The 22,424-nt window shown below is 56.4% G+C and carries 18 protein-coding genes; 8 read left to right on the top strand and 10 right to left on the bottom strand.

Features of this window, described 5'->3' with window-relative positions:
- Positions 1-21: 21 nt before the first annotated feature.
- On the bottom strand, positions 22-1,629 hold the full coding sequence (locus tag G6R15_RS12555; protein WP_164660166.1) for a hypothetical protein: 1,608 nt from the start codon (positions 1,627-1,629) through the stop codon (positions 22-24).
- Between the two features lie 200 nt (positions 1,630-1,829).
- On the opposite strand from G6R15_RS12555, the gene G6R15_RS12560 reads away from it, so the two are divergent.
- Positions 1,830-2,948, top strand: a complete 1,119-nt coding sequence (locus tag G6R15_RS12560) for a phosphatase PAP2 family protein (protein WP_164660167.1) — start codon at positions 1,830-1,832, stop codon at positions 2,946-2,948.
- A 120-nt stretch (positions 2,949-3,068) separates the two neighbouring features.
- Here the strand turns inward: G6R15_RS12560 and G6R15_RS12565 are convergent, their stop codons facing one another.
- On the bottom strand, positions 3,069-5,321 hold the full coding sequence (locus G6R15_RS12565) for a hypothetical protein (protein ID WP_164660168.1): 2,253 nt from the start codon (positions 5,319-5,321) through the stop codon (positions 3,069-3,071).
- A 241-nt stretch (positions 5,322-5,562) separates the two neighbouring features.
- On the opposite strand from G6R15_RS12565, the gene G6R15_RS12570 reads away from it, so the two are divergent.
- Together G6R15_RS12570 and G6R15_RS12575 are read left to right on the top strand one after the other, a co-directional pair.
- Positions 5,563-6,846 (top strand): hypothetical protein, encoded by a 1,284-nt coding sequence (locus G6R15_RS12570; RefSeq protein ID WP_164660169.1) that lies wholly within the window; start codon positions 5,563-5,565, stop codon positions 6,844-6,846.
- An 11-nt stretch (positions 6,847-6,857) separates the two neighbouring features.
- Positions 6,858-7,403: a VOC family protein gene (locus G6R15_RS12575; protein ID WP_240336750.1), complete on the top strand. Its 546-nt coding sequence runs from the start codon at positions 6,858-6,860 to the stop codon at positions 7,401-7,403.
- Here the strand turns inward: G6R15_RS12575 and G6R15_RS12580 are convergent.
- Positions 7,400-8,671 (bottom strand): replication initiation protein, encoded by a 1,272-nt coding sequence (locus G6R15_RS12580; RefSeq protein ID WP_164660170.1) that lies wholly within the window; start codon positions 8,669-8,671, stop codon positions 7,400-7,402. The two genes, G6R15_RS12575 and G6R15_RS12580, sit on opposite strands and share 4 nt — an antisense overlap.
- 553 nt (positions 8,672-9,224) lie before the next feature.
- Here G6R15_RS12580 and G6R15_RS12585 point away from each other — a divergent pair.
- From G6R15_RS12585 to G6R15_RS12605, 5 genes are all read left to right on the top strand, one after another.
- Positions 9,225-10,604 carry an AAA family ATPase gene (locus G6R15_RS12585; protein ID WP_164660171.1) on the top strand — a complete coding sequence of 460 codons (1,380 nt, stop codon included), beginning with the start codon at positions 9,225-9,227 and terminating at the stop codon, positions 10,602-10,604.
- Complete coding sequence (locus G6R15_RS12590) at positions 10,604-11,668, top strand: ParB N-terminal domain-containing protein (protein WP_164660172.1); 1,065 nt, start codon at positions 10,604-10,606, stop codon at positions 11,666-11,668. Before G6R15_RS12585 ends, G6R15_RS12590 begins: the two co-directional genes overlap by 1 nt.
- Before the next feature lie 314 nt (positions 11,669-11,982).
- Positions 11,983-13,818 carry a dihydroxy-acid dehydratase gene (gene ilvD, locus G6R15_RS12595; RefSeq protein WP_164660173.1) on the top strand — a complete coding sequence of 612 codons (1,836 nt, stop codon included), beginning with the start codon at positions 11,983-11,985 and terminating at the stop codon, positions 13,816-13,818.
- 221 nt (positions 13,819-14,039) lie between these two features.
- Positions 14,040-14,993 (top strand): helix-turn-helix domain-containing protein, encoded by a 954-nt coding sequence (locus tag G6R15_RS12600; RefSeq protein ID WP_164660174.1) that lies wholly within the window; start codon positions 14,040-14,042, stop codon positions 14,991-14,993.
- A gap of 92 nt (positions 14,994-15,085) precedes the next feature.
- Entirely contained in the window at positions 15,086-15,697 is a 612-nt protein-coding gene (locus tag G6R15_RS12605; protein WP_205520514.1) for a GntR family transcriptional regulator, read from the top strand.
- Here the strand turns inward: G6R15_RS12605 and G6R15_RS12610 are convergent.
- The 7 genes from G6R15_RS12610 to nadE form a co-directional block, all read right to left on the bottom strand.
- Complete coding sequence (locus G6R15_RS12610; protein ID WP_164660175.1) at positions 15,694-16,458, bottom strand: methyltransferase domain-containing protein; 765 nt, start codon at positions 16,456-16,458, stop codon at positions 15,694-15,696. The genes G6R15_RS12605 and G6R15_RS12610 overlap by 4 nt on opposite strands.
- Positions 16,455-17,084 (bottom strand): pimeloyl-ACP methyl esterase BioG family protein, encoded by a 630-nt coding sequence (locus G6R15_RS12615; protein WP_164660176.1) that lies wholly within the window; start codon positions 17,082-17,084, stop codon positions 16,455-16,457. Before G6R15_RS12615 ends, G6R15_RS12610 begins: the two co-directional genes overlap by 4 nt.
- The gene (bioA, locus tag G6R15_RS12620) at positions 17,084-18,367 is read right to left on the bottom strand and encodes an adenosylmethionine--8-amino-7-oxononanoate transaminase (protein WP_164660177.1); all 1,284 of its coding nucleotides are present in this window, start codon (positions 18,365-18,367) and stop codon (positions 17,084-17,086) included. Before bioA ends, G6R15_RS12615 begins: the two co-directional genes overlap by 1 nt.
- Entirely contained in the window at positions 18,364-18,999 is a 636-nt protein-coding gene (gene bioD / locus G6R15_RS12625; protein ID WP_164660178.1) for a dethiobiotin synthase, read from the bottom strand. Before bioD ends, bioA begins: the two co-directional genes overlap by 4 nt.
- Complete coding sequence (locus tag G6R15_RS12630; RefSeq protein ID WP_164660179.1) at positions 18,996-20,135, bottom strand: 8-amino-7-oxononanoate synthase; 1,140 nt, start codon at positions 20,133-20,135, stop codon at positions 18,996-18,998. The genes bioD and G6R15_RS12630 overlap by 4 nt, the downstream gene beginning before the upstream one ends.
- On the bottom strand, positions 20,132-21,106 hold the full coding sequence (gene bioB / locus G6R15_RS12635; RefSeq protein WP_240336759.1) for a biotin synthase BioB: 975 nt from the start codon (positions 21,104-21,106) through the stop codon (positions 20,132-20,134). Before bioB ends, G6R15_RS12630 begins: the two co-directional genes overlap by 4 nt.
- Before the next feature lie 218 nt (positions 21,107-21,324).
- Positions 21,325-22,323, bottom strand: a complete 999-nt coding sequence (gene nadE / locus G6R15_RS12640; protein WP_164660181.1) for an NAD(+) synthase — start codon at positions 22,321-22,323, stop codon at positions 21,325-21,327.
- Between the last annotated feature and the right edge of the window lie 101 nt (positions 22,324-22,424).

Raw genomic sequence — 22,424 nt, forward strand, 5'->3', positions numbered from 1 at the left:
TCTGCTTTGCACGTCCAGTCTTCAATTCAATTCTCGTAGCTGTGCATCGGACACAATCCCCGCCGAGCGTAAAGTGGCCGAAGGATAGGCACCATCTTCGGTGAGCTGCTCTGCTAGGAAACTGGGCTCATATTGGCGAATTTGTCCAACAGCGTCCAATGCCGCTTCGACATTACCCGCGCGCAGATTCAACGCGACCAGATACCTTAGCGGCGGACGGAAATTCGGCGACATGACCCGAGCAGAGTTCGCCAGCGACGCAGCTGCATCGAAGTTGCCCGTCGCCGTCGCCGTGAGGCAAGCGCCCGTATCCCACCAGAACTTGAACGGGGACGCGCTCCCAATCGTGCGGGCCCGCATCATGTAGGTATGCGCTTCGTTCACCTGGCCCAGGTACAGGTTCGACGTACACAGCGCCAACCACGCGAACGGATTGGCGTTGTTCAAGGCCGACGCGCGACGTGACAGTTCGAACCCTTCACCAACCTCGGCAGTCACAACCAACTTGGCATAGGCCACAATTGACACCACCAGCGAGTTCATCGGTTCCAGTTCAAGCGCCTTGGCGCAAAGCTGTTTCAGCTCGTCCATTGTCGTTTGCGGGCAAAAGTCATGTCGCTCAAGCAAACGGGTGATTCTCAGGAAAACACGCCACGCCAGGAATGTACCGCGTGGGCTGACTTCATAGGCACGACGCAAAAGGTCATCGGCCTCGGCCTGTTCGTCCTGCCGCATCGAAAAGATCTTTTGCACCGCGATGCTGGCCAGAACACCGGGGTCGTGTTCCAGGTCAGTGCGAAGGGTTCGCGCCTCGGCCGACAGTTGTTCACTGATAATTCCGACGGCCTCGCTGGCCATTTGCAAAACGCGATCGTCATTGATCGGAGGGGCACCGTGAGCTGACAGAACGCGTCGACCAGACCAGACCTGTTTGTTGGCGGGCCCTGCATTACACACCGAATGCAGGATGACCTGCCCGTCGTGGAACACGGTGTTCGCCCGCAAAGAAATCCGGTCATTGCTGTTTTGCGCAGCCGTCGGTTGTTCCGTTCCAACACAAAGCTGCTCGCCCAGATTGGACGCAACGTTGGCCACGAAAACTTCGGACATAAGCCGTTCCATTTCGGACCCTGTTTCCTGCGGCAATGTCACTACAAACCGTTGACGCAATGCGGAAAAACCCAGTTGATCTTGCACAATGGGTTTGGCAGGTACCCGCTCGTCACGGCCGCGCTCTAGCCGCAACCAATCTTCGAATTCCGGGTCGCGAACATCAATACCCTCAAGAAACTCACTGTCCGCTGAACGCAGAACCTCAATCCGATCCGAGGCAAGCGAAGCCATGCGTCTGTCCGATTGAAAAATGTCCGCATAGTCGCCAAGCGATCTGCGGATTTCTGTCAATGCTTGCCTCAAGCTGGCCGCGCCCTGTTCGCGGGCCCGGTCGCTCCACAATTTGTCCTGCAGCCAAATGCGCGCGCGCGAATGATGCGGCTGCACTGACAACAACGCCAAAAGCCCTTGTGCCTTGGCGCTGCGGGGCGTCAAATCCTGACTACTTAAGTCTTCAACGCGAAAGCGCCCGCAAAGATGAATTCTGATCTTCGCGCTTAGTACGTCTTTTGTCACTTTCTACCAATCCTCACTCAACGGACTAAAAACCCCCTCCGTGAGCGCCCTAAGCTTATCCAACAGTTGATGTTTTTTGCAACGAAATCGCGTCAATACGTGAAAAAAGCGTCAAATTTCCTTTCACGTTTGACAGGATGTTGACCTCGTTAACACAAATACGAACGGTTTACGTGAGATCGGATAGGGAGGGTTTCAGAATGGGTGCAGCAGGTTATTCAGGATATTCGGGGTATTCAGGCTACTCGGGGTACTCCGGTTATTCAGGTTATTCGGGTTACTCCGGCGGTGGTTCTTTGGGGGCGCATGCCGGCGGGCCGTCAAGTTCATTGATGAACGCAGCGCTGGTGTCGACCCGAGACGGCATTGGGGGGTATTGGAACACCCAGGTCACCGACCCGATCCCTGATCTTGGCAAACCCGATGACAAGGACATTTTTTATCTACGATTGCCCCTGCGAGCCAGAATGCTGGATCACGCATTGGCCAGCAGTGCCCAGGTGCGGGCGTTGACAGACAACGGCAGCACAAGTGGAGCAGGCGTGTCATTTGTTCCGCAATGGGATGGCAGCAATGATATTCAACCCGCCAGCCTGGTCGACATTCATCGGCAAACGCTGGATGTCCAGCAAATGCGCGGGCAGTTGGAGCTGGTGCGCAGCTACGCCGACCTGCGAATTGACCGGGTGGCCGAAATTCAAGTTCAGCAAGATGACATCCTGTCTTTTTACGGCGCCATCTCTCTGCTCGATGAGCAGCGACGCCTGCGGAGTCTAGAGCTTCTGGGCGCAGTCGTGCGGTTTCTGATTTTCGTCGAAATGCAGGTCAAGCATCTGTGCCGTTTCGCCCGCCCGGTCGACCTGGACACGCGAGTGCAGCCAATGATCCAAACGCCCGATCACAGCAGTTTCCCAAGTGGCCACGCCACCGAGGCCTTTGCCGTGGCCACTGTCATGCACCGCCTTATGACAGGTGAAGGACCACGCGCCGGGGTAAAGTCGGGTGCGCAAGTCTTCCGGCTGGCGACCCGTATCGCGGTGAACCGCACGATTGCCGGCGTACACTTCCCAATGGATAGCGCCGCCGGGGGAGTTTTGGGGTGTGCCATGGGCGAACACATCTTTGCGTTGGCCATGGGTCAGGACAATCGCACAAAGCTGAACTTCGACACTCTGGCCGATTATTCTGAGGATTTCAGTCTGGACTGGCTGGAGCAGAGCCTTGGTGATCCGGCTCAGGATTACGCCACCCCGTCTACGCCGGACGAAAGCACAATCATTGGGAATTTCTGGAAACAGGCTCGCGTCGAGTGGCCGTGATGCCTGTTTCGTCCGAGTCCCCAACTCGGACGAAAGCGAGGGCCTGACATGATTCCGGTCAGGCCCTCGCTCATTTTTTTGGGGAGCTAATTCAACAAAATTGCTCGTTACAAAAATAGATCAACTGCGAAACTCTCGGCGTGGCTTGCGCCCAGCTTCTGCCTTGAGCGGCAGCGTGTAGACACCCAAACGTGTGTCCGGTGGACTCGATGGAGTCTGAGAGCCACGCATGTCTTCCATAGCTTGCGGTTTGCTGTGGTTTGAGAAATCCGGGTCCGGATGGCTTCCGCTAGCGATAGAGTTGACAACTTGCCGGGTTACCTGAGGTGCCGCGGCGCTTGTACCGCGAAACCGGCTGGCAGAGCCTGAATACGTTCCCGCCGTCATGAGGCCGCCATGCGCACGAGTTTCTTCGGTCACCGCTGATAGATCCGGTGCATCTCGACCGTCGGTCGGCCCCGCCGCTGAATACAGGGCAGCGGTTGAGCGGTTGTCGCGATCATAGGCACCACCCACAACATAAACATCCGCCGAACTGCCACAAGCATAGGCTGAAAGAGTTCCCAGACGGGTGACTGGACCGACGGACCACAACGGCATGTCGCGGACCTCAGTTTCCCGATCCACCCCATCGACTCCGGGGTGATCCAGATAGGATTGTCGCGCATAACGCGGGAAAGTTCGTGGCGTGTCGTCTCTTTGTACCGTGATTGCCGCGTGCAACGGCGCACCGGCCTGGTTGGAGAGTTCTAACTTGTAAGACCCCACTGGCACTGACTGACCCCGGTTTTCGTGGTTCAAACTTGGCGCAAAGGCCAGAACAACGCGGGTCTTAGACGTATCTTCGAACCGACGCACGTATGCCCGCGCTATCAAAAAGTTGCCGCGTCCAGTTATCTGGCGATTTCGATCGACAGTGTAAGATGGAAGCACAATCGTTCCATCATCTTCAGTGTATTCGCTGCGCGTTAACTTCAGGTCAGCAGTGTCCCCTCCCGGCCCTGTGATCGTCAGAGTTGCCCGGTTGAGTTGATCCAACCAGATTTCAATGAAGGACATGGATTGATCTTCGGGCTGGATTTGCCAGCTGACATAATCCTGTTCACCGCGCGGCAGCCTCATCATTGCCTGACAGCGCTCGCGAAATCCGTTTCCACTGGGCAGGACCACTGCGGTTGCCACCCCTTCGGCATTGCGTTGGCGTGCCAGTCGGCCGACTTCGCGCTCTAGAAACCCGGTACCGTCCTTGGCATCGGCAAAAACCTCGTAGCTGATGTTGATGACGACGGCGACGCGGCGGGTGTCACCGTTACCGTCTTTCCAATTGTCGGCCCAACGCAGCATCCGGATCAATCCACTCAGGATAAACAGCTCCAACCGGCCGCCCCAGGTTTCGGCGCTGGCCAATTGCGGCAATTGTACAAACATGATCGGGCGCGACTCGTCAGCTTCTTCGATCGGGCACCCCGCAGCCAGATCGGCCACTTGTGTGCCGTGGCTGGAGTTAAAGCCTACCGGGCGTGTGAAATTCGGGTCCATCAGATTGCCGACGGCCAAAGTTCGCTTGCCCTTGTTCGCGTGCAGTCGGCGATAGAATTCGACCTCGTCAACGGTCCCGTCATACACGACATCATTCATGTCCGCGCTTAGGTCCGCGCCATTCAGGCTGCGGCCGAATTCCAGGGCCGACCCATTGCGCACTACGTCCCAGGACTGCTGCCAATAATGCTCGAACCGCGAGGCAAACGGCGCACTCGCATCTCCGGTCTCGATACGGAAGCGTTCGTTCGCAACCGCCACAACATCATCGACAATCCCGGTGACTACCTTGTCCCCCAAGGGTCGATCAAAGACATAGTGATGGCGGACTTCGGAAGGCATGGCCCCAGAAGTTGAGTTGCGTGCGTATCGTTTGGCGCCTCGGAATACAGTGTCCAGAACACCCATTGTGGCCGCTGCCAAGGAATTGGCGATCGGGAACCCCACACCGATGTGAAGGCATTCACATTCCGGCACATCGTCATAGGCCTGCCCTTCGGGGCGATAGAGGAAAAAGCGAGTAAAGCGTTCGACGTTCTCGCCCGTCAACTCGCCCACAATGATGTTGACCACAACAGGTAGAAAGTCCGGGTCATGCTGAATCGTCTGGCCCTTGTCGGATTGAATCATGAGTTTGACCAGCGCCTTGATCGACGAGCTGTAATCACCGTGCTCTCCGCGGTTCAGTTCCACAAAGACCGGCTTCCAGATACGCGCGCCATCAGAAATGTTCGGATTGCGGGTCGCCTGCTCCCAATCTTCATAAGGCTCAACGATGTCTGCCGGTTTGTGACCCGATACCACCGACTTTGGCTCATCCCAGATGACGTTCATGTCTAAACCTCCCACTTACCTTAGGAAATTTGGCACAATTGGCAGACAAGTACAGTTCGCGTTTCGGGATTCACGATTTTTTTGCGATAGTTAACGTTTGCACACAAAAGGCTTTGCAGCGTCGTTTTCACGATAATTTCTTATCTCATTCCCGATGCGCTCACGATGGCATGTCACTTTCAGGCAACTCCGCTTTCAGCGGAACATTAAGAAACCAAACTTGACTGTGGGATAACGAACCTTGAAAATCGCGCCTGAACTTTGGACGCAACTGCGTGCGGCATGGGCCGCAACGAAAGATGAACCGACGGTTTGTGGTGTGGATTTTGGCCAGGGTAAGACGAATCACCGACAACCAGTACTGCGATTGCACCTGAGTTCTGACATTGGCGTTGGTCAACTACCAGAACCCGTTGAAACTGCCGTGGCGGTCTACAATGCGGAAGTTCTGCAGATCGATGGCGGATACGCCGTCGATACACCCCCTATGACTGTCAAGGGCCCTGATCGTGTGCCCCTATTAATGTCTGGTTTAACCTGCGGAGTGCCCGGCGGGCCGTCAGGGTTCATCACGGCCATCGTCATCGACGAACTATCTGGTCAGCCCTGCGTGCTCACGAGCGCGCATGTTTTGGTTAGCTCGTCGAACCCAATTCAATCCGACCTAAATCAGCCCCACACTTCTGTTTCGACAACACGTGACACCAGAGTTGCGTCCCCAACGCGTTCTGTTTGTGATCTGGATGGGATTGCTGGCATTGCCTCCATGACTGGTGAAAGGGGCTGGTTGCCCGTGGTTTTTGGTCATTACGACCCCATCACTTCGGTCAAGGAAGCGGTCTTGGGCGATCAGTTGCTTCAAGAAACGCAAGTTGCAAGACAATCAAGAGCCGTTGTCGAGGGTGTCGGTTTCTACCGGATCAACGATCATCATGAAAAGGGACGTCTTCCCAATCAGTGGATGCAGGGCTTTCAGTTGCGCCCCGAACAAAGCTCCCAAGTGGATGAAGTTTTCGCTCAAGGCAGTGGTGCTCTGTGGTACGATCCCAACGATCAATCCGCTGTGGGGCTTCAGGTAACGACTGGTCGATCACCTATCGCCTGTCACATATCTCTTATCGCACGCCGCTTGAAAATCAGGATGGCCAGTTATGACGATCTGATCGAGGACATCGAGGCACTGAACCAACAAATGCAATCCAAACCGGCAGCCGAGTTTCCTCGCCGGACACTCACCGCACCCGGAACCCTTTCGGTCGCGCGCGAGGTTTGGCCACATCTTTTGGCTGCAGTGATGTCGTTTCCTGATTTGGATCGCATGAGCGTTACTCCCGACACGGAAATGAAAGACATCCCAATTGGCGTTCGTCGGCGCTTGACCTTTGTTATTCCCAACTCACCGTTCTTCGCGTCCACGGGCATCAAACTAGAGGCCAAGGACGTTTCGGCCAGCAACGATTTCAACGATTTACTGGCGTACCTCATCCTCGCGCTCAGTGATCAAGGTTACACACTGGTACCTTGAACTCTTGGTCTGTGGTTGACTATGTGTTAAAATCAACTTTAGGTTGCACGTCCAATAGTGGGAAAGACAAAGGATTTGTCCCCGCGATATTTCCGAACACGCTCCTATTTCAGACATACTTGGTTCAGCACCGTAACGTTCAAGCTCACAAACGCTCATTACCATTGGATTGGCTCATGATTGGTTATGCAACAGTTGGTAGCAATAATCTGCAACGCGCTGCCGCATTCTATGATGCTCTTTTGATCACCATTGGCGCCCACCGGTTCATAGACGATGAAAACTTCGTTGCCTGGGCTGCATTGCCCGGGTCCCCTGCCCTGGGCATCATCCGACCCAATGATGGCAAGCGGGCAACCGTCGGCAACGGCGCAATGATCGCTTTGCACGTGCCGAGTTCTGGGCTTGTCGATTCCATGCACTCCAAAGCTTTAGAGCTTGGAGGCGATGATGAAGGGGAACCGGGGCTAAGAGGGCAACGGTTCTATGCTGCCTATTTCAGGGACTTGGATGGAAACAAAATTTGCGCCTTCAACATGGATGGTAACGCGCCCTAGTCTGTTTCGACCTCGTCAAACGCATCGGGTTCCATCTCTGCCCAGAATGCAAAAATGGAATTGGCATTTAGCGCCGACTGCCAACCGTGGTTACGAAATTCCATCCGCTCCAGATCATCATCTAACCTGGACAGGAACAATTGTTTATCCGCGTCTCTCTGAGTGGGGTTTCGTCGCGAAACCAACTCCGCGACGATCGCGAATTTCTGAGCACGCTTTGCGCGCTCAGCCAACCGTGCGTCCAGTTCTGCCTCGGCGGCGCGTTCACGGGCACGGCGATCTTCGGCCAATTTCATAGCTTCAGGGCTGGGAGGGGCGGCTTTTTCCTCATACGTGCCATAGTCATCCTTGAGAGCCGCATTTAGGTATCCTGCGGTGGACTTCACATCTGACTGTCGCCGAACATAGTCCAGCTTCTCAGCCACATGATCCTCACCGTGTTCGGATATCCACTGACGTGCCAACCGATCCGAAACGCCCTGCGCGACAAGCTTCTTGTAGACGGACAAATTGCGAATGCCGTCATCGTCACCAATTTGAAACATGGCCAGTTGCGGGTTTTCCTTGATTAGGAACCTCACGTCCGCGACCGCCCTGCCCTTCTTTTTGAATTCGGCTGTGATCTCGATGTCCGAGTTCCGGTTTACCTCGGCCACGGCCGGTTTGATGATTTTGGCGTTGAGATGCTTGAAACTCTCATAATAGCTCGACCCATCAACGCCCATCAGTTTGCGGAAAATGTCCAACGACCACCAACCCGTAGATCCTGTTCTTACGAAACGATAACAATTTTCATACAGTGCCAAACCATGACCAGACGTGAAGTTTCTCTGGATGTGGACATTAATCAGAGCATAAATTTTTGGATCGTGAAGTTTCTGCGCCAGAGCCGGCGAATATGAATACTCGCACACCCCATTCTTAAGCTTGGCAAAAGACAGCAAGGATGACACGCCCCATTCCTGTCGCCCCTCCTCATCCAGCATATCCCATTCCGCCACAGTTTCGGCCAAGGCCCGCAAGCTGGCGCGAAGAGTATCCATATCGTTGGAATTGTAGCCAACCATGGTGGCCAATGTCCGGGCATCAATGGTGTGGGTTTGCGCGTTGGTTAGGGCATCGTAAGCGTTGAGCAATAAGACATTCGACAGTTTTCGCTGCAGCAAACTGAGTTTGCCGCTAATGTGGATCGCCGCCACATTCTTTTTGACCGTTTCGCGACGCAATGCGCCAGTCAACTGGTCCATATCCATCTGTACGCTGGTCATTTTTTCTTTCTGCTCTGGCCGAGTCGTCGCACAAAAGGTACCTCAAATCAAGTCCACCCGGGTTCTTTTGCATTGTCCCGTAGACGGGTACCGTAAGGCACAAAATCACTCTGGTCCCTGACGAAAGACGTATCTGGGTACCCTTATTACCCCCATGGTTTCGACGAAAATCGCTGTTTTCAGGCTCTAAACAAGCATTTCCGGACAACCCGCGAATCGGTACCTCAGCTCACGAATACGGGTACCCTAACTCCCGTGTTTGGGTACCTTTACAACTGCATATTGGTACCTTTCATCCCGGCATCGGGTACCAAGTGCTGACCATCACACTGATTTAGTTGACTTATTGATGGGCAAAGAATCTAAATATACTAAACTAAATAAACAGTTTGTTGTGTGAATAACTATTGGAATTTTGTAGTTTCGCCGCGAAACCAGCATTCGCGAAAGACTAAGCAGCCCAATATATCGATTCATGGTAGTCTAAGATCTCCATGTTCGCTATTGTCCTCAATATACGCCGAAAAGGCGAACATATCGAGAGGCACAGAAATTGAGCAAACATCCGGCACAAACGGTCCCACCTTATTTGAATCTCAATCCTGAGGCAGCGGCCTCTCGGCTTCCTGATCCTATCGATACAACACGATTCGCCAAAGCCGCAGCATTTTGCGCCAAAGGACGAGAGGATCTTGCACGTAGAGGGTATGCTCCGGATGGACAAAAACGGCTCCGCAAGTTCTCGACATGGGAAATCACAAAGTACCTTATTCCCGTCGCACCTGCGCATTTGCGACGCGTGCTTAAGGCCAACTCAGACCTTCCCCAAGGTGAAGGTGACGGTGGAGCCAAGTGGTTCACCTTGGAAGAAGTCCTAACGCTTCGGCAGCACTTTGCCAACGAAGGCGTCAGCACCAAGGAATATCTTCCTTATCGTCCAAATGACGCCAAGGCCAAGGTTGTTTCGGTCGCGAATTTTAAAGGTGGGGTTGGCAAGACCAGTACCGCTGCACATTTGGCGATGTCTGCTGCCTTGGATGGGTACAAGGTTCTGGTGATCGACTTGGACAGCCAGGGTTCAATGACGTCAATTCTTGGTGGAACTGTCCCCGACGAATGGTCCACAGTCTTTCCCCTGATTGCCAAAGACTTTGCCAAGGCGGTCACTGCTGAAAACGAAGTACGCCGCGCTGGTGGGCAAACAGAGATACCGCTCGACGAGACATTGCAAGAAGCACTTGAGGTTTCGTCGCGAAACGTCATTCAGAAAACCCACTGGCCCAATATCGACCTGATCGGCGCTCAGCTGAACCTGTATTGGGCCGAATTTCAGATTCCGGTCTGGCGGATGGGGCTAAAATCCTGGCCACTGTGGGACGGCTTGACGAACTTTCTCGAGGATGAAGGAGTTTTGGATGACTACGACATTGTTTTCCTGGATACGCCCCCTGCCCTTGGTTATCTGACCATCAATGCTCTGGCAGCCGCGGACATCCTGCTCGTTCCTCTTGGCGCATCGTTCCTGGAATTTGATTCCACCGGGCGGTTTTTTGACATGCTCTATTCGACCTTCGCCTCAATCGAAGACGGGGAAAACGCGTCTCGCCGTGCGGCGAGTTTGCCCGAAATGAAGTTCGAATGGGATGTGGTCCGGGCCATTGTCACCCGCTTTGACGCGTCACAGCAGACGGACATGGCAAATGTGATCCAAGCCTACTTTGGTGACTTCATGAACGCATATCGTCAGGACTACACGGCTTTGGTCGGGCAGGCGGGCGAGCAAGTCAACGGAATTTATGAAGCGGATTATCGCGAATTCAATCGCGAAACCTATGTGCGCGGACGCGAGACATTTGACCGGACTTATGCCGAATTCAAGGAGTTGTTGATAGGCTGCTGGTGGAGAGATGTGAATCTGGAGGGCACTAACTGATGGCAAAACGTAGACGATTGACCGCCCCAGACGCTGACGCACTTCGCGAATTGGACGAAGGTTTCGCGGCGAAACCGTTGGACGCGCTATCAATGACAGCCCCAATCGCGCAAGTTGCAGGAGAGGCGGCGGCGCTTGCGGGCATGACTTCGGTCACGGATCGGGCAGAACAGGCCAGGGATACCGCAGATGCAGAACAGTTTCGCCAGGCCAAGGCTGCGGGCCTTGTGGCGCAACCGATAGCGCTGGATCTAATCGATGCGGGTTTCATCCGGCGTGATCGTATAAGAGAAGATCCCGAGACGATGGCTGAGCTATTGACTTCGATCCGCTCTTCGGGCCTTCGCAGTCCGATCGAAGTTGCTGCAACACCGGAAGGGTTTGGTTTGATTTCGGGGTATCGACGGCTCAAGGCGTTTCAGACACTTGCAGCGGAAGATACCAAATACGGGATAATCCCGGCCTACGTGCGCGACGCGGATGCAGGGCAGGACGCCTACGTGTCGATGGTCGAAGAGAACGAGGTGCGCGCAAACTTGACACCGTACGAACGGGGGCGGATTGCAGTTTTGTCGGCGGGGCAGGGTGTGTTTCCAAATGTGTCCGACGCGGTCGACGTATTGTTTGCATCCGTTTCAAAAGCCAAGCGTTCCAAGGTACGCAGCTTTGCCTTGGTGCACGAATGCCTTGGCGATTTATTGCGGTACCCATCTGCCTTGACCGAAAAAGCAGGGCTGCAATTGGCAGGTGCGTTGCGTGATGGGGGACAAGCAGATCTTAGGGTGGCGTTGGACAGTTCTGACTGTACGTCGGCAAGCGAAGAGTGGGCTGTTTTGGTCAACATTCTGTCGAACCGGGACAGGGCTGAAAAAGACCCCAGCAAAGGTGGTCGGCCCAACAGCAATATGCGTCTACCTTCGGTGCATGTCGAAGATGGGTCCGAGTTGCGCGGTGAGCTTTCTGCCACTGGTTTCCGGATCGAGCTGTTTGGCCGCAAGGTGGATACAACGACTGGCGAGGTCATTCTGCGAGAGATTCGACGTATTCTGGAAGACCGGAATTGAGTTGAAAACTAAAGATCGACTAGTAGCGGTTAAAAATACACATTTTTGATCGTTAGGGTGAGAGGTTGTTTAATTCGAAGCGAAACTGACACTGAAGCAATAACCAAGATGGCGTGCCCGCGATCATTGTTCATCTTGTGAATGCGACTGAAGATTGAGTCAGGTTCAAGAAGATGGGCACACTAGCTCTGATGCGCCGCCAAAATGCAAGATTCTGGCAATGCACGGTGGAAATCGGTTGGTTATGGCTTGGAACAGGCCATTGGGGTCTTTAAGGGTTCTACAAACGCGATACTGAAGAAGGGGCTCTGACCGTGCCGCAATACCGCTCTCGTAGATCCACCCACGGCCGCAATATGGCAGGCGCTCGCAGCCTGTGGCGTGCAACAGGCGTCGGCGAAGGGGATTTTGGAAAACCGATTATTGCTGTGGTGAATTCATTCACGCAGTTCGTGCCAGGCCACGTCCACCTCAAGGACCTGGGGCAGATGGTTGCGCGTGAGATCGAATCCGTTGGCGGTATCGCCAAAGAGTTCAACACCATAGCCGTCGATGACGGGATCGCCATGGGCCACGATGGGATGCTGTATTCGCTACCGTCGCGAGAGCTGATCGCGGATTCAGTCGAGTACATGGTCAACGCGCATTGTGCGGATGCGATGGTCTGTATCTCGAACTGTGACAAGATCACGCCGGGTATGCTGATGGCCGCGATGCGCCTGAACATTCCGGTCATCTTTGTCTCTGGCGGCCCGATGGAGGCCGGGAAGATCGACATCGCCGATCTGGACATGAACAAGGTTGATCTTGTTGATGCAATGGTCGCGGCGGCGGACGAAAAGTTCACTGATGAACAAGTTAAGCATATTGAAGAAAACGCTTGTCCGACATGTGGGTCGTGCTCAGGCATGTTCACCGCGAACTCGATGAACTGCTTGGCCGAAGCCCTGGGTCTGGCGCTGCCTGGCAATGGCTCGACGCTCGCCACACACTCGGACCGCAAGAACCTGTTCCTGGAGGCCGGTCGCAAGATCGTCGACATCACCAAGCGCCACTACGAAGGCGAAGAGGCGGGTCTTGTACCTCGCGAAGTCGCGTCCTTTGCGGCCTTTGAGAACGCCATGAGCCTGGACATCGCCATGGGCGGATCGACCAATACGGTTTTGCACCTGCTTGCAATCGCGCAAGAGGGTGAAATTGAATTCACTATGGACGATATCGATCGGCTCAGCCGCAAGGTGCCATGCTTGTGCAAGGTCGCGCCCAACATTGCCAACGTCCACATGGAAGACGTGCACCGCGCCGGCGGCATCTTTTCGATCCTGGGCGAATTGCACCGCGGCGGGTTGATCAACTCGGACGTGCCGACTGTGCACACGGCGTCCATGGGCGAAGCGATTGCCAAATGGGACATCAAGATTGCCAACAACCCCGAGGCCGAAGCGCTGTTCAAGGCCGCGCCGGGTGGGGTTCGCACGACGCAAGCCTTTAGCCAATCCAACCGGTTCAAAGAGCTGGACACCGACCGCGAAGGCGGGGTGATCAGGTCTGTTGAAGCGGCGTTTTCGAAAGACGGCGGTCTGGCTGTTCTGTTCGGCAACATCGCTTTGGAAGGTTGCATTGTGAAGACGGCCGGCGTGGACGAGAGCATTTTGAATTTCTCCGGCCCTGCACGCGTCTTCGAAAGCCAAGATGCAGCAGTCGAAGGCATCCTGACCCGTAAAGTTCAACCGGGCGAAGTGGTCATCATTCGCTATGAGGGTCCGCAAGGTGGTCCTGGTATGCAAGAGATGCTCTATCCGACGTCCTACCTGAAATCCAAAGGCATGGGCAAAAAATGCGCCTTGCTGACGGATGGACGTTTCTCGGGTGGCACCTCTGGTCTGTCGATTGGTCACGCCAGCCCCGAGGCGGCTGAAGGCGGCACCATCGGCCTAGTAGAAACGGGCGATCTGATCGAAATTGACATTCCGAACCGGACGATCAACCTGGCCGTGGCTGATGATGTTTTGGAGCAGCGCCGCGATGCAATGGGTCCGCTGCCTTGGGGGCCGACCGAGCCGCGTCAGCGGGCGGTGTCCACCGCGCTCAAGGCCTATGCCGCCTTGACCACCAGTGCAGCTAAAGGCGCGGTGCGTCGGTTGAAGTAAAGACACGTCTTTTGGTGTTGCGGCCTCGCCAATTGGCGGGGCCGTTTTCATTTGCTACCAACTTGGGGGCGTAGTTGTGCGCTGATCTTGGGGGTTCAATCCTATTGCAATCACCTTACGACCCAGATGACGACCCAGCCGAAGAGGATCTGTGGTTCCTGCCCGGTCCATCAGACGAGGGCGAATCTGCCGATACGCCTTGGCCTATAGCTCCCAGACCAATGAGCCTGGATGCTTCTGTTTGGCTCGAGGCTGAGCGCAGCCAATACCGGGAATTGTTGGCAACTGCACAAGCCGTGGAACGATACGCTGAGCGGCTGCGCCATTTCCCAGAACAGGTGAAAGAGCGATTTGCGCTTGCGACGGTTTCGGCGGTTCTTCGCAGCGAAGGCGTTTGGATGGGACCGGAACGTATTGCGCTCTATCAGGCATTGCGCATTGCCACCGGTGACACCGCCCGTGATCTGTCACGCGCCAGTTGGGCCATGCGCCGTCTGATGGCTCGGCCGGTGCAGGGTGGGGGACCTATGGACGGCGCCCACCATTTTCTTGGGCGCATCCATCAGACCGCGGCCCAAGATCTACCGGGTGAGGGGCGGCCAACCGGGTTTGAGCTTGAGGCGATTGGCCAGGATTGGTCGGATTCAGTAGCATCGCTGCAGGCGGCGCATCCGCTGACGCGCGCTGCTTACGCCTTTGCACAGTGGCGCGCGCACGACATCACGCCCTGGGACGAGCTGTTAGAACCGACGATTGCAGCCATAATACTGGGTCGCGACGGTTTGGGGGATGCGGCCACATTCTTGCCGTTGTCGGAAAGCCATCGTTTTGACCGTCACGGTTTGACTGAAAACGCAGGCGGGGCCGAGGCTCGATTGGCAGTTTTCTTCACAGCCATTCGGCAAGGGGCACTGCACGCAAACATGGAACTGGAGCGGTTGGCGGATTGGCGCAGCCGGGCGGAACACGCCACGCGACATTTGTCCGGGCGCACGCCCGGAGTGTTGATCGAAACGATGATGAAATACCCAATCGTCTCAGGGGAACTGCTTGCAGAAGATACCGGTTGCTCACGCCCCTCGGCGCGCCGGAACCTGAACCTTTTTTCTGATCTTGGCCTGATCCGAGAGGTCACGGGGCAAGATCGGTACCGGTTCTGGGCCGCACAGTTTTAAGCGCGATCCAAGGAGACAAACCTCTGACGCGAAAGCCTGAAAACACCCAAAGCTGCTTGCCCTTTGGCCCCTTGGTTTCTATCAGTATCGACATGACATTGGCCACCAAGCAGACCATTTCCGACCAGATCGTTCAGTCACTGACCGATCAGATCGTGCGTGGTGAATTGCAGGCCGACACCAAGCTGCGCCAAGATCACATCGCGCGCACGTTCGAGACCAGCCATGTACCTGTTCGCGAGGCTCTGCTGCGGCTAGAGGCCCGAGGGCTTGCCGTCAGCCAATCCCGTCGCGGGGTGCGGGTGGCTCCCTTTGATCCGGCTGATATGCGCGAGATTCGTGAAATGCGTTTGGCGCTGGAACCGCTGGCGCTTGGCCATTCGGTCGCGCATCTGACGCTGGAACAGCGGCAAGAAGCCGAGGCTGCGCGTATCGCCTGCGACGAAGCGCAGAACCTGTTCACATGGGAGGCGCAGAACCGGCGCTTTCACCTGGCGATCATCGCGGGCTGTGCGATGCCGCGTCTGAACGCCGAGATCACGGATTTGCAGATGCTCAGCGCGCGTCACCTGCTGGCGACCTATTCCAGCACTTGGTCTCAACGCGAGGACCGGGATCACCGGGCGATCATGGCGGCGATCAACCGGCGCGATGTCGAAACAGCGGTGGCCGTGCTGCGCCGTCATCTGTCACGTTTGGGTTAACGTTTTTGCGCGATCATCCAGACCGGATCGTAGGTCAGGGGCAACTTGCCTTTCTGTCCAAATTGCCCGGCATAGCGACGTTCAAAATCGACTAATTTTGAGCGTGACCACCGGGCGCTGGACTGCCCGTTCACCCCTGTCTTGCGCAAATGTCTGAGTAGGGGCAGGGCGCCGTCGAACCACATTACGATCGGGTCTTGTTTCAAGTGCAGGATATCGAGCACATCTGGCGTCTTGGCGGACCAATCCTCGGCATCGCAATATCCTGGTGCCGCAGCGGACGAACCTAATGCCTGCAATTCGCGAAACTGTCCAGATCCAAAGCCGCTGAGCGCCAGCCAGCCGCCGGGGCTCAAGTGGTCGCTCAGCCGTTGCATCAGCTGCGCTTGATCGGGAATCCACTGAACCGCCGAGGCCGAGCAGATGAGGTTCAGATTGGTTGGAATGGACAGTGTTTCAATCGGACCCGCGACAAAGGCGTCCACAGTGTCTTTCATTGCATCGCGACATTCGGGCACCAGATCATTGGCCATCATCCAGGTGATGTCGAACCGCTTGCGCAGGTGTTCAGTCAAATGGCCAGTTCCACAGCCAAATTCGAATGCGCGGTCGATTGGGCCGGAAACATGAGCTCTCAGTGCAGTAACAAGGCCACGAGCTATCTGGGCTTGTGCTGCGGCATGATCGTGATAGCTGGCCAATCCCCGACGAAAACTTTGTCGCACTCGGCGCTGATCGGGGTCGAGAACGATGGATTTCATGGGCCAATGACCTCTTGCCAGTTGGACCAGCACGCAAAGGGCACATGCGGTGCATCGATTTGGGTGACGCGATTTTCTTGCCCCTGCCAGCCCCGCAGTTGATTGGCGGCAGGCATGATCTTGTCTGCGCTAGAGATCCAGATCTGGTCGAACGCAACCACTGATGCATCGCCCCGTTCGCCAATGGCAATTAGTTCCGCTTTACGCGCGTCTACGTCAATTTCTGCACTCTCCTGTTTCACGCCATAGCAGCGCGCAAGGAAGAGCTGATAGGCCTGCGGTGAAAGCGTTTCGATGGTTTTCGACAGGGCGACCGGAGGGATTCCGGTAACACGATTTACCGGAGTGCACGTACCATTTATGGCGACCTTGCGGTCAAAGGGATCAGGGTGGGTGGCTTGCCAATGCGCGTAGGAAGCCACGCCAAAAGAATAGGCAACAAGCGTGGCTCGGGCATAGCTGCTCAGATCGGGCAGGGCGGTCATAAAATCGCGGTAGTCCTGAACAAACAGCACATCCTGCGGCCCATGCAGATGGTCGAAGGGCGCAGCCCCCAAGGCCCAACCGCCGAAAATCACGATCACCTCGTCCGCGGTATTCGATTGTTGCAACCAATTGGTTTTCATCAGAGCTCCCGCGCCAATCGCAACATGCCGTCGCAGATCGACGTCAGCTCGACGTCGGACGTGACGAAGGGTGGCATGCAGTAGATATTTTGCCCAAAGGGTCGCAGGAACACACCCATTTCATGCGCCAAGCCATGGGCCTGATCGGCGCTGACGCGGTGGTCCATTTCGATCACACCGATTGCACCCAGCACGCGGACGTCGGCCACGTTTGGCAGATCGCGGGCCGGGGCCAGTTGCTCTGTCAGCCCGGCTTCGATCCGGCTGACATTGGCGTGCCAGTTGGTTTGCTCTAGCAGGTCGAGGCTGGCCTTGGCCGCGACGCAGGCCAGCGGGTTCGCCATGAACGTCGGTCCGTGCATGAACACGCCTGGATCACCGTTTCCGATCCCTGTCGCTACGCGGTCGTTGGTCATGGAGGTGGCAAAGCTGATGTGCCCCCCGGTCAACGCCTTGCCCATGCACAGGATGTCCGGCTCGATATCGGTGAAGTCGGTGGCGAACAAGCTCCCGGTGCGGCCAAAGCCGGTGGCGATTTCGTCAAAGATCAACAGCACGCCGAATTCATCACACAACACGCGTGCCTGGTTTAGGTATTCTGGGTGATAAAAATACATGCCCCCGGTGCCCTGCACGACCGGTTCCAGAATGAACGCCGCGATCTGCGCGTGATGCTCTGTCAGTACAGCCCGCAATTCGGCGATGCCGTTCACGGCAGGATTTTCCGGCCAGTCCTGACCAATCGCGATTGGGGGTTGGGGCACAAAATGTTGGATGCTCAGAGCACCCTGAAACAGGTGATGCATGCCGGTGACCGGGTCGCAGACGCTCATCGCTTTCCAGGTGTCGCCGTGATAGCCCGAGCGGGTGGTGACAAACTGGCTGCGGCCCGGATGGCCGACAGCGTGCTGATACTGCACCGCCATTTTCATCGCCACTTCGACCGAGACCGAGCCGCTGTCGCAGTAGAAAATCCGCTGCAACGAAGGTGGCGTGATTTCGAGCAGCTTTTTCCCCAACTCAATCGCCGGATCATGGGTCATGCCGCCGAACATCACATGCGGCAGCCGGTCAAGTTGGTCATGGATTGCTTGCGTGATCGTCGGGTTGCGGTGGCCATGCAACATGCACCACCACGACGACATGGCGTCGATCAGGCGCGTGCCGTCGTCCAGCGTAATCCAGACCCCTTCAGCCTCTTTCGCAACAAAGGTCGGGCCCGGCTTTTCGACATTTGTGTAGGGGTGCCACAGGTGCTTCTGGTCGAATTCAAGCGGTGTCATGCGGTCAATCCCTGACGGATGGTGTCCATGTCGATGTTGCCGAAGGCCTGATCCAGCGCATCTGGAGTTACAGCATCCATCACCGGCAAGCGGCCCAGGTGAGTGCAAGCGCCAAAGTCGATGATTGTCTGTTCGACCAGCGGCTCGGGCCCACCGATAAAGGCCACACCAAGAACCGGACAGTTCCGCTCTCGCAGAGCTGCAAGCGACAGCAATGTGTGGTTGATTGTGCCCAGTTTGGTGCGTGCGCACAGGATCACCGGTGCCCGCCAATCCGCGATTAGATCTGCGTAGAGCACTTGCCGGTTCAGTGGCACTAACAACCCGCCTGCGCCTTCGACGACCAGCGGCCCATCGACTGTTGGAAGGGGCAGGGTGGCGGGATCAATCTCGGCCCCTTCGGCCTCGGCGGACAAATGGGGCGAGGCGGGCAGATTCAGCAGATATCCCTCGGGCATAACGGGCTGACCGGACAAACGAGCCACAATTTGGCTGTCGGTTTCAGTTTCGATGCCCGATTGTACCGGCTTCCAATACGTCGCCTTCAGTGCGCGAGTAAGCCCGGCCGAAAAGACGGTTTTGCCGATTTCGGTATCGGTTCCGGTGACGATGACGATGACGGTTTGAGTCATGTGGCTGTGGCCTCCTTCGCCTGGGCCAGATCGCGGAACATGTCCGAGATCACCGGGGCAGTCGTGTTGAGCGTGATGGAAATCCGCAAGCGTGAGGTGCCGCGTGGGACTGTGGGAGGGCGGATGCCGCGAATGTCATAGCCGCGGTTTTGCATCTCTTGGGCAAGGGCCATCGTAGATTTGTCCGCGCCGATGATGATCGGCATGATCTGGCTTTGGTTCCCGGTCAGACCAAGGTGTTGATCAGCCTCCGCATGGGCATGTTGCATCAAATCCTGCGCCGCTAACTGACGGGCGGGGTTGTCGCGAAGTTCGGTCAGCGCGGCCCGCACCATCGCTGCGCTAAGCGGCGAGGGGGCGGTTGCAAAGATGAACCCGCGCGCCTTGTTGATCAGCGTGTCGATCAACGTCGTTGCACCGCAGATCAACGCGCCCGACACCCCAAGCCCCTTGCCACAGGTGTGCAGGGTCAACAGGTTCTCGCGATCGGCAAAAGCATGGCTTAGTCCCCGCCCTTTGTCGCCAAAGACGCCGGTGGCATGAGCTTCGTCGACAATCAGCACGGCGTCGTGGGCGTTAGCCAGCATCATCAGGTCGGGCAGGGGGGCCAAGTCGCCGTCCATGGAATACAGGCTTTCGACCGCGATCCAGATCTGGCCAGTGTTTCCGGCGGTGCGCCAGTCGCGAATGGTGCATTCAGCTGCGGTCACATCGTTGTGCGCAAAGGCCTGCGTTTCTGCGCGGCCCAACCTCATTCCGTCATGTGTGCTGGCGTGGATCAGCGCATCGTACAGCACCAGGTCCTCATGCCCTGGCAGGGTCGAAAAGATCGCTGTGTTGGCCTGAAACCCGCCGCCCATGAAAAGGGCGGCTTGGGAGCCAAAAAATGCAGCCGCTTCGCGTTCGAGCAACACATGCTCGTCTACATTGCCTCGCAGCAGGCGAGAGCCGCCGGCGCCGATAGGAACACCCCGATCCAGAGCATCCCGTGCGGCAGTGTTTAGCACATCGGACCCGGCCAGCCCCAGATAGTCGTTTGAGGCAAAGTCATGCCCGGCCCGCGCGATCAGAGCGCGGTAACGACCCCTTGTCTGCAACGCAGTCAGGGCGTGGTCATGCCGGGCAAAAAACGTCATTTCGAGGCGTCACATCCCACGACCATGGCCTGAATGCCGAGTTTAGCGAACAACTGACCATCCTTGTCCTCTTCGGGGTTGTCGGCGGTCAGCAGCGTGTCGCCCACGAAGATCGAATTGGCCCCGGCAAAGATACACATCGCTTGCATCTCGTCGCTCATGTCGGTGCGGCCCGCGGACAGACGCACGTGCGATTTCGGCATCAGAATACGCGCCAAGGCACATGTGCGGACAAACTCGATCGGGTCCAGTTTTTCGACATCAGCTAGCGGCGTATCGGCGATCGGGATCAACATGTTGACTGGCACCGAATCCGGGTGCTCTTCGAGCGTGGCGAGCGAGACCAGCATGTCGATGCGGTCCATCTGCTGTTCGCCCATGCCGACGATACCACCTGCGCAAACCTTCATGCCTGCCTCGCGGACGCGGTTGAGTGTGTCGATCCGGTCCGCAAAGGTACGAGTGGTGATGATTTCTGAATAATAACGCTCGGACGTGTCGATGTTGTGGTTGTAGTAATCCAGCCCCGCGTCGCGCAGACGGAACACCTGATTGTCGTCCAGCATGCCCAAGGTCATGCAGGTCTCCATACCCAGGTCTTTGACGCCTTGGATCATCGCCTCGAGCGCGGCCATGTCGCGATCTTTGGGTGACCGCCAAGCTGCCCCCATGCAATAGCGGGTCGCGCCGCCCTCCTTGGCTTTGCGGGCCTCGGCGATCACGCGCTGAACCTCGATCAGTTTCGAGGCAGATAGCTTGGCCCCGTTGCGCGCTGATTGGCTGCAATACGCGCAATCTTCGGCGCAACCGCCGGTCTTGATCGACAGGAGTTTCGAGCGCTGAACTTGATTGGGGTCAAAATGGGTCCGGTGAACCGTCTGGGCCTGATAGAGCAGGTCCATGAATGGTTGGTTATAGATCTTTTCTGCCTCTTCGCGGGTCCAATCTGTGCGAACCAATGGTGTATCCAGCACGTCGGTACTCCTTTTATAGATAAAAACTTCCTGCCTGACGCATAGGGTGGTTTTTTATCTACAAAGAGGGATCGCGCAAGTGGAAATGCTGCTTTGCAGCGAATTGGTGCCAATTCCGCAGCGTTAGGATTACCTTGGTTGATATGGGCAACGGCAAGACAAATAGGCGCCAAGCCATTGGTAGCTCCGCGCTTAAGGGTTGTTAAAAAAGTGTACTATTTCAGCAAGCTGGGTACAAATAGGGCTCGGTCAATCTCCGCCAATGCTTCGTAGCGCGCTTCGCGCGGGTGGTCGAGGTTGAAGGTTCCGGTGCGCTTGTACCATGTCCGGCCCAAGCGACCGGCGACACAATCCAGCACCCGGTTGCCCTCGACGTCCTCACCAAAACCCAAAGCGTCAGGCAAGGTCTCGCGTGTCAGATTCGGGTCAGCGGTCAACGCGTCGGCCATTGCCAGCACCATAAGATCCCATTGCAGATAGCTGACCCCAAGCTGTGCTTCGTCACCTGCGCTGATGCCCAAACCATCGGTCGGGGTTGCGCGCCAGGTCTTTTCCGGCACGCCAATTTCGCGCGACATCCACGGCACTTCCCACGATTTCAACAGTGACTGGATCGGCGCCACATCACCCACATCCCCGTTCAGCGTCCAAAACCCCGCCGCCAGTTCCGAGAAATTGTCGGTGCTGGCGACGATCCCGCCATAGCGGTGCGCCTGGTCATAAAGCGTGATCATCCGCAAACGTGCCCGCATGTTGCCGCGCCGGATGCGCAGGCCTGCGTCATCGCCATTGGTCAAAGCAGGGTCCAGATTGGTCAGTCCCTCGACCATCGCGTGAAACTGCGGGGTTAGATCAATGTTGTGATGTTCGATGCCAAGCGCATGACAGGCCTCTTCGCCGCGCGCAGTTTCTTCGGGGTTTTGCTCGATGGGCATGGTGTGGCCCACCACACGCCAGCCTGCAGCCTTGAACAGCGCCGCCGTCAGGGCACTGTCAACGCCACCCGACATGCCAATCACGGCAGCGCCAATTCCATTCTGTTCACGGTATTCGGTCAAGTCGGCCAAGATACGTGCCATATCGGCGCGCAGAACGTCTGCTTGGGCAAAAGCCCTGCTTTCGATACGCGCGTCCAGTTGGGCGTTAAACCAAGGTGTCAGATCGCCAATGTTGTTTTGGCGGGAAAGGTCCAGGATTTCAGATTTCAATGACATGCGGCCTCCGACACCGGCGTGTGCAAACAAGGGTTAGCGCCTTCTTAGCCGAGGCGGGGGATTGATTGAAACCGATTTTGGGCCGGGCATTCTGGCGGTGG

This window comes from Tropicibacter sp. Alg240-R139 (genome assembly GCF_900537075.1).
Taxonomy (GTDB): domain Bacteria; phylum Pseudomonadota; class Alphaproteobacteria; order Rhodobacterales; family Rhodobacteraceae; genus Falsiruegeria.

Excerpts from the sequence above, each read along its gene's own strand:
- G6R15_RS12560 (WP_164660167.1), top strand. The coding sequence starts at position 1,830 with ATGGGTGCAGCAGGTTATTCAGGATATTCGGGGTATTCAGGCTACTCG.
- G6R15_RS12565 (WP_164660168.1), bottom strand. The coding sequence starts at position 5,321 with ATGAACGTCATCTGGGATGAGCCAAAGTCGGTGGTATCGGGTCACAAA.
- G6R15_RS12580 (WP_164660170.1), bottom strand. The coding sequence starts at position 8,671 with ATGACCAGCGTACAGATGGATATGGACCAGTTGACTGGCGCATTGCGT.
- G6R15_RS12590 (WP_164660172.1), top strand. The coding sequence starts at position 10,604 with ATGGCAAAACGTAGACGATTGACCGCCCCAGACGCTGACGCACTTCGC.
- G6R15_RS12600 (WP_164660174.1), top strand. The coding sequence starts at position 14,040 with ATGAGCCTGGATGCTTCTGTTTGGCTCGAGGCTGAGCGCAGCCAATAC.
- G6R15_RS12605 (WP_205520514.1), top strand. The coding sequence starts at position 15,086 with ATGACATTGGCCACCAAGCAGACCATTTCCGACCAGATCGTTCAGTCA.
- G6R15_RS12610 (WP_164660175.1), bottom strand. The coding sequence starts at position 16,458 with ATGAAATCCATCGTTCTCGACCCCGATCAGCGCCGAGTGCGACAAAGT.
- G6R15_RS12615 (WP_164660176.1), bottom strand. The coding sequence starts at position 17,084 with ATGAAAACCAATTGGTTGCAACAATCGAATACCGCGGACGAGGTGATC.
- bioA (WP_164660177.1), bottom strand. The coding sequence starts at position 18,367 with ATGACACCGCTTGAATTCGACCAGAAGCACCTGTGGCACCCCTACACA.
- bioD (WP_164660178.1), bottom strand. The coding sequence starts at position 18,999 with ATGACTCAAACCGTCATCGTCATCGTCACCGGAACCGATACCGAAATC.
- G6R15_RS12630 (WP_164660179.1), bottom strand. The coding sequence starts at position 20,135 with ATGACGTTTTTTGCCCGGCATGACCACGCCCTGACTGCGTTGCAGACA.
- nadE (WP_164660181.1), bottom strand. The coding sequence starts at position 22,323 with ATGTCATTGAAATCTGAAATCCTGGACCTTTCCCGCCAAAACAACATT.